The sequence below is a fragment of the Synechococcus sp. H60.2 genome, assembly GCF_047462315.1.
In the GTDB taxonomy this organism is placed as follows: domain Bacteria; phylum Cyanobacteriota; class Cyanobacteriia; order Thermostichales; family Thermostichaceae; genus Thermostichus.
Window position 1 is genome coordinate 1 of record NZ_JANSIZ010000028.1, and the last position, 12151, is coordinate 12151.

At 62.1% G+C, this 12151-nt stretch carries 12 protein-coding genes; 6 read left to right on the forward strand and 6 right to left on the reverse strand.

From position 1 onward, the window contains the following. The first annotated feature begins 194 nt into the window (after positions 1-194). Entirely contained in the window at positions 195-1454 is a 1260-nt protein-coding gene (gvpJ, locus tag NW845_RS06105; RefSeq protein WP_414377506.1) for a gas vesicle protein GvpJ, read from the forward strand. Between the two features lie 144 nt (positions 1455-1598). Continuing rightward, positions 1599-3167 carry an NAD(P)H-quinone oxidoreductase subunit N gene (locus NW845_RS06110; protein ID WP_414377510.1) on the forward strand — a complete coding sequence of 523 codons (1569 nt, stop codon included), beginning with the start codon at positions 1599-1601 and terminating at the stop codon, positions 3165-3167. Positions 3168-3323: 156 nt separating this feature from the next. Here NW845_RS06110 and NW845_RS06115 read toward each other — a convergent pair whose 3' ends face one another. From NW845_RS06115 to NW845_RS06140, 6 genes are all read right to left on the reverse strand, one after another. Further along, complete coding sequence (locus NW845_RS06115) at positions 3324-3893, reverse strand: photosystem I assembly protein Ycf4 (RefSeq protein WP_414377513.1); 570 nt, start codon at positions 3891-3893, stop codon at positions 3324-3326. Positions 3894-4234: 341 nt separating this feature from the next. After that, a complete protein-coding gene (locus tag NW845_RS06120; RefSeq protein WP_414377515.1) occupies positions 4235-5386 on the reverse strand; it encodes an S-layer homology domain-containing protein in 1152 nt (383 codons plus the stop codon). Further along, entirely contained in the window at positions 5374-5688 is a 315-nt protein-coding gene (locus NW845_RS06125; RefSeq protein ID WP_414365391.1) for a DUF3181 family protein, read from the reverse strand. Before NW845_RS06125 ends, NW845_RS06120 begins: the two co-directional genes overlap by 13 nt. Before the next feature lie 51 nt (positions 5689-5739). Beyond that, positions 5740-6333 carry a hypothetical protein gene (locus tag NW845_RS06130; protein WP_414377518.1) on the reverse strand — a complete coding sequence of 198 codons (594 nt, stop codon included), beginning with the start codon at positions 6331-6333 and terminating at the stop codon, positions 5740-5742. Positions 6334-6369: 36 nt separating this feature from the next. Beyond that, positions 6370-6930, reverse strand: coding sequence for an anti-sigma factor family protein (locus tag NW845_RS06135; RefSeq protein WP_414365395.1), 561 nt, complete (start codon positions 6928-6930; stop codon positions 6370-6372). 2 nt (positions 6931-6932) lie between these two features. Next, the gene (locus NW845_RS06140; protein WP_414365396.1) at positions 6933-7595 is read right to left on the reverse strand and encodes a sigma-70 family RNA polymerase sigma factor; all 663 of its coding nucleotides are present in this window, start codon (positions 7593-7595) and stop codon (positions 6933-6935) included. Positions 7596-7795: 200 nt separating this feature from the next. Here NW845_RS06140 and NW845_RS06145 point away from each other — a divergent pair, with 200 nt between their 5' ends. The 4 genes from NW845_RS06145 (at position 7796) to NW845_RS06160 (ending at position 12149) form a co-directional block, all read left to right on the forward strand. Beyond that, positions 7796-8521: a Crp/Fnr family transcriptional regulator gene (locus NW845_RS06145; protein ID WP_414377520.1), complete on the forward strand. Its 726-nt coding sequence runs from the start codon at positions 7796-7798 to the stop codon at positions 8519-8521. Positions 8522-8552: 31 nt separating this feature from the next. Then, entirely contained in the window at positions 8553-9047 is a 495-nt protein-coding gene (locus NW845_RS06150) for a DUF427 domain-containing protein (RefSeq protein ID WP_414365399.1), read from the forward strand. 99 nt (positions 9048-9146) lie between these two features. Next, positions 9147-11123, forward strand: coding sequence for an SH3 domain-containing protein (locus tag NW845_RS06155; RefSeq protein ID WP_414377523.1), 1977 nt, complete (start codon positions 9147-9149; stop codon positions 11121-11123). 63 nt (positions 11124-11186) lie between these two features. After that, a complete protein-coding gene (locus tag NW845_RS06160; protein ID WP_414377555.1) occupies positions 11187-12149 on the forward strand; it encodes an energy-coupling factor transporter transmembrane component T family protein in 963 nt (320 codons plus the stop codon). The last annotated feature ends 2 nt before the right edge of the window (positions 12150-12151 follow it).

Sequence of the window (12151 nt, forward strand, 5' to 3'; positions counted from 1 at the left end):
AGGGCTAGGCTTTGGCATGATTTGCTCCCTAGAAATTGTGAAGCAATACATCCAGAATCAGTCAGAGGGTGCTATCCCTCCCCACCGTATAGACGGTGGGGAATTCCGCACCTTACGTTAACTTGGCCTCTGGCCCCATTTTTGCAACTTGCTCTATGGGGGACTCAGTTATGGAGTTCGCTAGGCCCCGGCGAATGTCTCCCCGCATTCTAGTTCTGGATTTTGATGGTGTGCTCTGCGACGGACGGTCGGAGTACTTTGCTTCTTCCTGTCGAGTTTGTAGTCAGGTGTGGGGTTTGGCCCCTGCCCAGTTGGAGCCATTGCGCCCTGCCTTCGACCGCCTGCGACCCCTAATCGAGATTGGCTGGGAGATGCCTCTGCTGCTGTGGGGGCTACAGCAAGGGATCGCCGAAGAGGACTTGCGCCAAGACTGGCCCGGCTGGCGGCAGCGGTTGTTGCAGCAGGCGGGGGTTTCCGAGCGGGCTTTGGCCCAAGCTCTGGATGAGGTGCGGGATCGCTGGCTGGCAGAGGATCTCCAGGGCTGGCTGGGGCTGCACCGCTTTTATCCAGGGGTAACGGCCTGGATGCGCCAGATCCAGGCTGCCGGCGAGCCGCGCCTGGCCATTCTCAGTACCAAAGAGGGGCGGTTTATTCAGCAGCTTTTGCTCCGCGAAGGGATCCAACTGCCACGCCACCGCATCCTGGGCAAGGAGGTGCCCGCCCCCAAGGCCACCACCCTCCAGCGGCTGCTAGCAGCGACCCAGGTAGCGCCTGAGGAACTCTGGTTTGTCGAGGATCGCCTGCAGACGCTGCGCCAGGTGCAGAGCGTACCGGAACTGGAGCAGGTGCTCTTGTTTTTAGCCGAATGGGGCTACAACCTGCCCGAGGAGCGGGAAGCGGCCGCTCGGGATCCCCGTCTCCATTTGCTCAGCCTAGAACAGTTTTGCCAGCCCTTTGAGCAGTGGTTGGCCCTGCCTGTTCCTTCCCCTCGCCTTGCTGTCAGCCCGGCCAGCCCGGAAGACTTCACCCCTACCCGGAAACGCCCGGAAGCCGGTTTGGCCTCGCTGGTGCTGACCTTGGTGGAGCTGCTGCGGCAGTTGATGGAAGCTCAGGTGGTACGCCAGATGGAGGCCAATCGCCTCTCTGCAGAGCAAATTGAGCGGGCCGGCAGCAGCCTGCAAGCCCTGCGCCAGCAAATTCGGCAACTCTGCGCCCTGCTGGAGATCGACCCAGCGGATCTCAACCTGGACTTGGGAGATCTGGGCACGCTTCTGCCCCGTCAGGGGGACTACTACCCCGGCCAACCCCACGGCGAGGGATCCCTGCTGGAACTCCTGGATCGGCTGATTAACACCGGGATTGTTATCGACGGCGAGATCGACCTGGGCTTGGCGGACTTGGATCTCATCCACGCCCGCCTAAAACTGGTGCTCACCTCTAGTGCCAAGCTCTAGCGGGGCTGTGATCAAGAGTGGCCTGAGCATTGAGAGTCTTGATTGAGATAATTGGGAGAAGCCATGCCTGAAGCGAGAAGAGAACCCAGAAATCGCGGTATGCTGGCTTTGAATCCCGTTAATCTCTCTTCATAGTCTTCTCCTATGGATGTCTTCGCCCCAACCGGAAACCTGCATGCCGACGCCATTTGGCCAGAGGTGGTGGTCACCCTCACGCTGTTGATTGTCTTGGTGGTGGATCTGGTGGGTGGGTCGGCGGCGCGCAAAAGTCTGCCGGCCCTCTCCCTCTTCGGCTTGATTGGGGCCTTGGTAACCTTGGTGTTGCAATGGCAGCAGCCCCAGTTGGAGAGCTTCTTGGGCAGCTTTGCCGCGGATCCAATTAGCATTCTCTTCCGCGGCCTGGTGGTGGCAACGGCAGCTCTGACGGTGATGATGGCGGAGCGCTACATCGCCCAGGCAGGGACACCCACCGGCGAGTTTTATGTGCTGCTGCTCACCGCCACCTTGGGGGGCATGTTCCTCGCCGGGGCGACGGATTTAATCATGGTGTTCGTCTCCTTGGAAACGCTGGGCATCGCCAGCTACCTGATGGCCGGCTACACCAAGCGGGATCCGCGTTCTTCCGAGGCAGCCCTGAAGTATCTCTTGACCGGTGCCAGCAGCACGGCCATCTTCCTCTACGGCATGTCGCTGCTCTACGGCCTGTCGGGGGGGCAGACCCAATTGGCGGCCATCGCGCCCTACCTGGCCAATGCCGGCCTGGTGGGGATCCTTGCCTTGGTGTTCTGCCTGGGCGGCATTGGCTTTAAGCTGGCGGCGGTGCCTTTTCACCAGTGGACTCCTGATGTTTATGAGGGATCCCCGACGCCGGTGGTGGCCTTTTTGTCGGTGGGATCCAAAGCGGCAGGTTTTGCCCTGGCCATTCGCTTTCTGGCCACTGCGTTCCCGACCATGACGGAAGAGTGGCGGGCGGTGCTCTCGGTGCTGGCCATTTTGACCATGGTGCTGGGGAACGTGGTGGCCATCGCCCAAACCCGCCTCAAGCGCCTGCTGGCCTATTCTTCTATTGGGCAGGCGGGTTTTGTCTTGATTGGGTTGGTGGCGGGCACCGAAGCGGGCTATGCCAGCTTGATTTTTTACCTGATGGTCTATTTGGCCATGAACCTGGGAGCCTTTCTCTGCGTCACCCTGTTCAGCCTCAAGACCGGCACCGACGAAATCAACGAGTACAGCGGCCTCTATCAGAAGGATCCCTTCCTCACCCTTTGCCTGAGCATTTGTCTGCTCTCTCTGGGCGGGTTGCCGCCGCTGGCGGGCTTTTTCGGCAAGCTCTATCTTTTCTGGGCCGGCTGGCAGGCAGGGGCTTACACGCTGGTGCTGGTGGGCTTGGTGACCAGCGTCATCTCCATCTACTACTACGTGCGGGTAGTGAAAACCATGGTGGTGAAAGAGCCGCAGGAGATGTCGCTTTCGGTGCAAAACTACCCTGAGACGAACTGGCAGGCCGAAGGCATGCCGGCTTTGCGGGTGGGCATGGTGCTGACGCTGGTGGCCACGATCTTTGCCGGGATCCTCTCCAATCCGCTCTTTACTCTCTCCACCCAGGCGGTGGAGCAAAGCCCGTTTTTGGGGTTCCCGACAGCCCAGGCTTTTGCTCCAGAGGCGACCAGCCCTTCTCTGACAGTTGCGGGACGAGTCCTAGACCTTTCTTGAGCACTCTGCAAGGCAGGGATCCCTCACCCCCAACCCCTCTCCCGAAGGGAGAGGGGAGTTTACTTGGACAATTGACCCGATGTTGTTGAGCCGGTTTCTGGGCTATCTCAATTCCTGGGATCCCTGACCAGCAGCCGTCCACAATCCAAGAAAATTTCAAATACCCTCTAGGCTGACATTGAGAAAGCGGGCAATCTCGGCTGCTTGGTTTTCGATCTCCGTTAGGGAAGGGGGCTGGCCAACGCCGGTGAGGGGGATGTCGCCGCGTCCTTTTACCCGCAAGTAGATAACCCGGCGGGGGTTGAAGCCTTCTCGCAGCTCGACCCGCAGACTTTGCACCTCGGCAAAGTCGTATTCCAGCCGCACCTCGCGGTTTTTGCCCGGAAAGCCCTGCCGCACCAGCGTTATCTTCTGGGTGCGGCGGTTGAACTCGTTGTAGCCGCCCCCCAGGTTCCAGTACAGGCTCAGCCATTGATACAGCCCCGCCAGGGATCCGAGCACACCGTAAAAGAGCATGGCAATGCCCTGGGGAATGAACACCAGGCTGGCGGGATCGGAAAAGGGAAGCAAGTTGCGGTGGAAATAGCTGGAAAGACCGGCCAGGGTAAAGCCCAGCCCACCCCCTGTCAGCGCCACCGCCCAAAAGTAGACGCTGGGCCGCCGCGAGCCAATGACGGTGTAGCGCAGCAGCTCTTCAGAGCGAATTTCGGGAATGGTTGCAGACACAGACGGGATCCCTGTCGATTTTCCAAAGTTGGCTTCTCCCATTTTATTTAATTTAATTGCAAACTAGAGCGAGACACTTCCCAAGCGCTCCGCGCCGCTCGACCCTCACCCCAAGCCCCTCTCCCAAGGGGAGAGGGGAGTTGGGGATAGTAGCGCGTTCGCGACAGCGTTGCGTAGCAATAACGACGTAGAGAGCGGCAACAGATCCTTTCCCGCCTTCTACAACAAGAGTCGCGGGGAGGTTGGCAAGGGATCCTGGCTCCCCCTTGAGCGGTTGGATCTTTGCAATGAGCGCCAGCGCTTTAGACCTCTCTGCTCCCGCAGCTTGGGATCCCTCTAATTCAGGGTTGAGGCTGGCGCGGCGTAACGATTTCCCCTGCCCCTGGAGCAACTGCTGGGATCCTGAGTGGTGGGGATGGCTCAGGGTTGCTAGCAGCGCCGGGAGAGGGTTCGCCCTCAGGGGTGGGAGCGGGGGAAGGGGTCGGGTCTGGTTCGGCAGCAGGGGGAGAAGGCTCAAGATCGAGGGGCTTGGCTGCGGGAGTTGCGGTTGGCAAGGCAGCTTCTTGAGCCGTCCGCTCCCCAAAGGCCGACAGGGCAATTGCCGCTTCCCCGCGGCTGACCGGCTCAAAGGGGTTAAAGGTGCGGATGGGGCCGAAGGTGCGCAACACGGTGGAAGCATTCTCCAGGCCGCGATCCGCCACCAGGGGGGCAACCGCCTCCTCAGGGATCTGCGCCGCATCGGTAAAGCCCCAACGCTCCTCCAGCTCTAATCGGGATCCCTTGATCTGCCCAGGCGGCAAATCCAAAGGCACCTTCATGCGGATTAGCTCGGCTCGCGACAGCAGGCTGTTGGGACGAAACTCGCGGTTGGCGTCTCCGCTAACGATGCCGGCAGCTCCCAGGGCCTGGATGTAGCGAAAGTTGGGATCCTCCTCCGGCACATCCAAAAAGAGGGGGCGCTCGCTGGCCGATCCCAGCCGGATTTGGCGGCTGGGCTCGTCGGCGTAAATGGCGTTGTTGGCCAGCACCAGCCAGCGGGCAAATTCGCCGCGGCGAACACTGCGCTGGGGCTGAAACTCACTGCCAACAACATCGGCAAAGACCCCCAGCCGATCCAAATCAGAGACAGCACGGGCCACCAGGGATCCGGGCTCCAGATCCGCAAAGCGGCTGCTGACCTGGCTGGGCGGAGGCGTGAAGGAAGCAGGGGGAGTCGCAGGAGCAGAGGGGAAGCGGGGTTCGATCCGAGGCGAAGGCGTCTCTGCTTGATTTACTTGATTTCGTTGTTGATATTGATCTGCTTGATCTGCAGAGGGAGAGGCAGACAGACCCACCGGTCGCACTGCTCGTTGCAGCCGCTCTCCCCACTCGGTTCCCTGACAGGCCGACACCAGCTCCAGCAGCAGGACAAAACCACTGGCCCTAAGCCAGGTGCTGAGGGGAGGCGGCAATCGCCTTAGGTGAAATGGTTTCTCCCCCTCTACTGAGCCCATTTGCGGCTGAACTCCTCCAGCACATCCAGCAGGTTGAGCAGGCTTTGCATGGGCAGCAGATCCGCCAGGGGCAGCTCTTTGCGCCCACCCCCCACTTTTACTGGGATCCCTTGCAGAACCTCGGTAACGGCATTCTCGTCCACCTTGCCTGCCATCACCTGGGGAGCCAGTCGCTCTGCCAAAACGGTATGCAGGTGGGCATCCCGCAGGTAAAGGTGCCACCGGGCCACATCGATGTAAACTTCCTCGCCAATGGCAGCGGCCAATTGCTCGATCTCTGGGTTGCTGGGCACTTGGGCCATTGCTCAGCTCCGTCAGTGGTTGCCCTCTGCCGATCATAACCTGCTCCCACCTTACGGAGAGGTGGCGGCAGAACGACTCGGTAGAGGCAGGGCAAAGTTCTCCTGCAACTGCCGCAGCAGCAACAGGTGCTCCAGGGCCAAGCGATCCCGTTCGAGGCGCAACTGACTCAGTTGGGCCTGAACCTGGCGGATCTCCTCTTCGTCAGAGTCCCAGGTTTGCAAAAGGCGGTAGAGGCGGTCTTGTTGGTTGGCAATCTGCCGGTTCAGTCGGGCCAAGCGACGGTTGAACTCCCTATCCATTGCCTCGGCTAGCTCAGGATCCGGCAGCAGGGCCAGGTGATCCCAATGGATGCCTAAGTCGGCCCAGGTTGGTGGGGGTGGACTCAACTCCTTGAGGAGGGGGAAGTTCGGAAAAGGCGATAGCTCTACCCCGGGAGAGGCCGCTTGATTTTGGGCGGGGGTGGGAGCGAGACGGGATCCCGGTGAGGACAGGTTGGTGGGCTCCAGGACACTGGGATAGGGGCGTGGCTCCTGCGGCGCTGCGGGATGGCTGCCGCTGGGATCAGCTTGGGCCGACAAGGATCCCAGACTGACTAGCCAAAGGCAAACTGCTAGCTCACAAGCCCGGCGAACTGCTTTTTCCACCCTCCACTCCTCAATCTTTCTCAAGCCTGCTCAGCATCATTCCCAGTCCCCCTCGGCTTCGAGGTTCGGCGTTGTCTCAAACAAAATCGAGTAGGCATCTTGTTTTTGCCCCGGCTCGAACAGGTAGCGCTGGGCAACCCGGGCAGAGGCCGGCACGATGGCCACCCGCACCGGCGGATTTTCTAGGGATACCAACGGCTGTGGCTGCAACCAGCGCCAGCCCGCCCAGCCGGCTCCCGCCAAGGCCACCACAGCCGCTGCCACCCGTCCCCAAGGGGTGCCCCTGCGCCGCCACCAACCCAGCTCGAGGGCCGGCCGTCGATCCAGCTCCTCGAAGACCCGGCTGATCAGCAGCTCTGTCTGGACGGGATCCAAAGTTGGGGCCTTGAGGTTGGCCAAGCCGGCCTGCAAGGCTGCCAGTTGGCTGTAGAGTTGCCGCGCTTGGGGATCCCTGGCCAGCCAGTCTTCCACCTGCCGCGCCTCTTGGGGCGACAATTCCCCATCCAGGTAGGCGCTCAACTGTTCAAAGCGCTCTTCCACCAGCGGCATCTCCTGCTGGGAATCCCTGGGATCGGGGTTGCGGTTGCGGCGAACCATGGTCACTCACCGTTGAGGTAGGGTTTTAGGGTGGATTGTAAGCGGGCACGGGCGCGGGCAATGCGAGACTTAACGGTGCCCAAAGACACCCCTGTGATCTCGGCAATTTCCTCGTAGGCCATCCCCTGAATTTCCCGCAGCAGGATTGTTTGGCGAAAAACCTGCGGTAGGTCGCGGACGGCTTGGTGCAATCGCTCGTAAAATTCGCAGGTGGTGAGGTGCTCATGGGGGCTGGGGCTCTCGCTGGGCAGTTCCCACTCCATCTCGCTATCCCGCGTCGAAATCGGGGCATCCAAAGAAAGAGGCTGCTGCTGCCGCTTGCGCTTGCGCAGCTCGTCATAGAACAAGTTGGTGGCGATTCTTCCCAGCCAACTGCGAAATTTCGCTGGCTCCTGCAGCCGCTTCAGGTGGCGGTAGGCCCGGATCCAAACTTCCTGGGCCAAGTCGTGTCGGTCGGGCCAGTCAGGGGCAAGGTGGTAGAGCACCCTGTCCACATAGGCCTGGTGACGGCGTATCAGCTCGGCAAAGGCTTCGCGGTGGGGTTGGGATCCCTGCTGGCAGAGCAGCACCAGATCCAGATCAGCGAGCTTTTCGGGCCGCACAGGCACGTCCTTCACCAAGACCGACCAGCGCTGGCCAGTGATGTCGCTGAGGGCAGCATCCATAGGCATCCATAGGTTATTGAACGACGGAGGGATCCCCTCCCGAGCAGAACCTCTGTTTTCTGACGCAACGGGGGAAGTTGGGTTCCCTCTCCCGATCTTGGCCCAAGGGGGCAGAGCGGTGCGAGAACCCTCTGCAGGATAGCCCTTGAGCCGACGGCTGGGCTACAGTGGGCTTGCGGTACGGTCAACCTCCCTCCGGCATGACTCCTGATGTCTCTGCTGCCCTCCTCTCCGAGCTCAAGGCGGTGCCGACGCTGGCGGAACTTTCGGCAGCGTCCTTGCAATGGCTGGGATCCCAGGTGAAGCTGCGGGATATTGCGGCAGGACAGGCACTCTTGATGCAGGATGCCTGGGGCAGTGTGGTTTATCTAATCCTCTCCGGCTGGGCTAAGGTGCGGCGGTCTTTGCGGCTCGGTACAGCAGAAGGAATGCAAGACAGCACCCAAACCTTGGCTTTGCTGGGGCCGGGGGCTTGGGTGGGGGAAATGGCGGTGTTGGATGAAGCTCCCCGCTCGCGGGATGTGCTGGCCCTAACCCCGGTGCGGGCGGCCGGGATCCCGGCGGCAACTTTCAAGGCGCTGATGCTGCAGGAGCCGCACCTGTGTTACCAGCTAGCCCGCAGCCTCTCCCGCCGCCTACGCCTGGCCAATTTGCAGGCCGATCTGGGTCGACAAAGCCCCCCGCTGCGGGTGGTACATGCGCTGGTGCAACTGGCAGAGGCCTTTGGCGAGAAGACCGCCCAGGGAATGCGCATTGTTTACCCTCCCCTCCAGGATTTGGCCGATATCAGCCAGGTCAGCCGAGAGGTAGCGGCGGCGGTGCTGGGCCGTCTGCAGCAGCAGGGGGTGATTCAGGTGTTGCCGGAGCAACAGTCTCTGCTGCTGGTGCAGTACGCCAAACTGGTAGAAGCCAGCCGTCTGCTTTAGGTGCTGTCAGATCCTGCTTTGGAGACTGCCCATGCGCCCCCAGCCCATCCCACCCCGGCCCGGACAAGAATCCGTCTGGGACTACCCGCGCCCGCCCCGCTTGGAACCTACTGCCGAGCGGGTGGAAGTGCTCTTCAACGGCGAGCTCATCGCCCACAGCTGCCGCTGCTACCGTATCCTGGAAACCAGCCACCCGCCCACCTACTACATTCCCCCCAGCGACGTGCGGCTGGAGTATCTCCGCCCCAGCACCCGCACCTCCTTCTGCGAGTTCAAAGGAACTGCCCGCTACTGGACGATCCAGGTCGGCTCCCAAGTGGCCGTGGATGCCGCCTGGAGCTATCCGGATCCTAGCCCAGAGTTTTGGCCCATCCGCGACTACCTTGCTTTTTATGCGGGCCGCGTGCAGGAGTGCCGTGTGGATGGAGAGCGAGTTCGGCCCCAGCCGGGAGATTTCTACGGCGGCTGGATTACCTCCAAGGTCGTAGGCCCCTTCAAGGGGGAGCCGGGGAGCTGGGACTGGTAGGCTCTAAGCAAGAGGGGATCCCTTTTGCTGAGGAAAAGACTACAGTTAAGTCGAGGCGGGTTCAGGGATCCAACGCGATTAGGAGAGCCGACAACAGCCATGACGGTGCGAGTGCCCCTCGACTACTACCGAGTTTTGATGCTGTCGCCACGGGCGGACGAGCATCAGATCGAACAGGCTTACCGGGAGCGGCTCGAGCTCAAACCGGCTGAGCGTTCTTGGCTGCTGGGGTTCTCGCCGCAGGCCGTGGCAGCACGCGCTCAGCTCATTCAAGAGGCGGCCTCGGTGTTGCTCAACCCTGAGGCGCGGCACAGCTACGACGAACATCTGACACCGGCGGATCCCACCTTGACGGTGGAAGAGACCCTCTTGCCAGGCGTGCTGTGTTTGTATTGCGAAGCCGGAGACTACCAAGCGGCTTTAGATTTGGCTCAACACATGTTGGAGCAGGGCCACCCTGCCCGTTCCGATGCCATTTTGGCGCGGGCCATCGCCCGTTTGGAGCTGGGCCGGGAAGCCTGGCAGCAGGGATCCTACGAAGAGGCGGCGCGTTCTCTGCAGGCGGGCCTGGCGGAGCTGGAGGAGTACCAGGCTTTTCCGCAGATGCAAGCAGAGTTCCGCCTTGATCTGGGCAAGCTGCGCCCCTACCGCATTTTGCAGCTCCTCAGCCTTGAGACTAACGCCCCTGCCCAAAGCGGCAAAGAGGCGCTTGCCGATCCTGCCCTGGCGCGGCAGCAAGGGCTTGCCCTCCTGAAAGCCATGCTGGACGAGCGGGGTGGCATTGAAGGAAGTGGGCAGGATGGCTCTGGCCTCAGCACAGAAGATTTCTTGCGCTTCATCCAGCGGGTGCGCCGCCACCTCACTCTCCAAGAACAGCAGGAGCTGTTTGAGCGAGAGGCCGAGCGTCCCTCCCTGGTGGCCACTTACTTGGCTGTGCAGGTGTTGCTGGCAGCGGGCTATCTGGAAAAACGTCCGGCCTTGGTGCGGCGCGCCCGCGGCTACTTGGCCCGCCTGGCCCAGCGGCAGGATGTCCATCTGGAGCAGGCCATCTGCAGCCTGTTGCTGGGGCAGACGGAGGAGGCGCTTGACCATCTGCGCTCCAGCCAAGAAACAGAGGCCCTGCAGTTTATTGCAGAACACTCCGCCGGCTCCCCTGACCATCTGCCGGGTCTGTGCCGCTTCACGGAAAAGTGGTTTCAAGAGGAGGTGTTCCCGGAGTTTCGCGCCTTGGAAACCGCTCAGGCCAGCCTGAAGGCCTACTTCGACAACCCCCAGGTTCAGGCTTACTTGGACGAAATGCCCAGCCGCGAAAGCTCGCCGGCGGGGACGTTATCTCCCCAATCTTTTCACCCCGCACCCCATTTGCCTGCCATGGTGGGTGGCCCACACCTGCCTGAGCAAACACAAGAATGGCCTCGCCCACCCGCCCCATCTCCGCGGGGAGGGACAGCACCTCCTCCAGAGCCTCCGCGCATGTCCGATTTGCCCGCCTACCGGGGTGGCGAGGGGCCGGCCAAGCCCCCCTTCGAGGAAGGGATCCCACACGCCCACGAGTGGGGATCCCAGGAGGTGGAGCGTTACCGCCGCAGCCGTTTTGGGCCAAGACGCGGCCGGGGTGAGCGCCCTGCCATTCCCCTCGGCATCCGCTTGGCCGGAGTGGTCGGCGTGGGCATCCTCTCCCTGCTGGTGATCTGGCAGATGCTGAGGAGCCTGTTCACGCCGCCGGCGCCGCCGCTGGAGCAGCCCCAGGTGCAACTGGAGCAGCCGCCGGTTGCCATCGACAATCCAGGCCAGCCGGAACCCACGCCTGAGCCTGAATTGACCGGCCCTCTGGCCGAGTGGCGGGGTGTGCAACAGGTGCGGGTGATTGCTAATGAGGGCATTAACATTCGCCAGCAGCCTAGCCTGACCGGGGCTATCGTCGGGGCCGCTCCGCGCCAAGCTCTGCTGCGGGTGGTAGAGGTGCAGGCTGGCGAAGGACAGGTGCCTGTCTGGTTGCGCGTTGAGCGAGAGGGGGCCCCGGGGGGATGGGTCGCCGCCCAATCCGGCTCAACCCGTCTGGTGGAGCGACTCTAAGCCTTTTCTGCTGCCAACTTCCGTTCTTCTTTTGGGGGATAACCTGTCTCCCGTTTGCCTGTAGTGGATATTCTGCGCAACGCCCCGCTGGGGATCTACCTGGAAGAGCCGCGCACCTGGCTGCACCGCCTCGATCCGCGTGTGAAGCTGGCCTGGCTGCTCAGCTTTCTGCTCAGCCCAATTTTGGCTAGCAATGGCTGGCGCCTGGCCGTGGTGGCGGTTCTGTTGTTCTTGACGGTGGCGGCCCGCCTGCCGCGTCGGGTCTGGTCGGGCCAGCTCTCGCTGGTGTTGGCCCTCAGCCTGCTCACTTTTGGGATCACCTGCTTCGCTCCCGATGGGTTGGGGGTTTTCCCGCAGCCGCAGCGGCAGGACGTGCAGGTGGTGGGCTACGGGCTCATCCCCAGCTATGACTGGGGGGTGGAAGAGGGATCCCGCGCAGCGGCCAAGCGGACCTGGCGGGAGCAAACCCGTGCCTGGCCAACCCCCTACCGCTACCGCTTGCTGCAAGTTTCCCTAGGGGAGCGAACCTTTCAGGTGTCCCGCCGTTCTCTGTCGGTGGCTTTGCGGCTGGGCACCCTCATCTTTACGCTGCTCTACGCCACCAATTTGTTTTTGCTGACCACGGCCCCAGAAGAGATCACAGAGGGGATCGGCCACCTGGTGCAGCCTCTAAAACGCTGGGGATGGCCGGTTGCGGAGGTAATCCTCACTCTCACCTTAGCGCTGCGCTTTCTGCCGCTGGTGATGGAGGAGGTGCAAAACCTGGTGCGGGCAGTGCGCACCCGCGACGTGCGCTGGGGATCCCTCAGCTTCCGGGGCGGGATCCAAACCCTGCTGGCCCTAGTGGAGCGCTTTTTTGAAAACCTGCTCCTGCGGGCGGAGCAGACAGCCATGGCCATGCAGGCGCGTGGGCTGACCGGCCCCGACCACCCCTTGCGCTGGCACCGCCTACACCTGCGGCGGCTAGATCGGGGGGTGCTGGCCCTGTTGCCCCTGTTTTGGCTGCTGAGGGCGTTGTCCCCCTGAGG

Coding starts and splice junctions, on each gene's coding strand:
- gvpJ (WP_414377506.1), top strand. CDS start 195: ATGTCTCCCCGCATTCTAGTTCTGGATTTTGATGGTGTGCTCTGCGAC.
- NW845_RS06110 (WP_414377510.1), top strand. CDS start 1,599: ATGGATGTCTTCGCCCCAACCGGAAACCTGCATGCCGACGCCATTTGG.
- NW845_RS06120 (WP_414377515.1), bottom strand. CDS start 5,386: ATGGGCTCAGTAGAGGGGGAGAAACCATTTCACCTAAGGCGATTGCCG.
- NW845_RS06125 (WP_414365391.1), bottom strand. CDS start 5,688: ATGGCCCAAGTGCCCAGCAACCCAGAGATCGAGCAATTGGCCGCTGCC.
- NW845_RS06135 (WP_414365395.1), bottom strand. CDS start 6,930: ATGGTTCGCCGCAACCGCAACCCCGATCCCAGGGATTCCCAGCAGGAG.
- NW845_RS06140 (WP_414365396.1), bottom strand. CDS start 7,595: ATGGATGCTGCCCTCAGCGACATCACTGGCCAGCGCTGGTCGGTCTTG.
- NW845_RS06145 (WP_414377520.1), top strand. CDS start 7,796: ATGACTCCTGATGTCTCTGCTGCCCTCCTCTCCGAGCTCAAGGCGGTG.
- NW845_RS06150 (WP_414365399.1), top strand. CDS start 8,553: ATGCGCCCCCAGCCCATCCCACCCCGGCCCGGACAAGAATCCGTCTGG.
- NW845_RS06155 (WP_414377523.1), top strand. CDS start 9,147: ATGACGGTGCGAGTGCCCCTCGACTACTACCGAGTTTTGATGCTGTCG.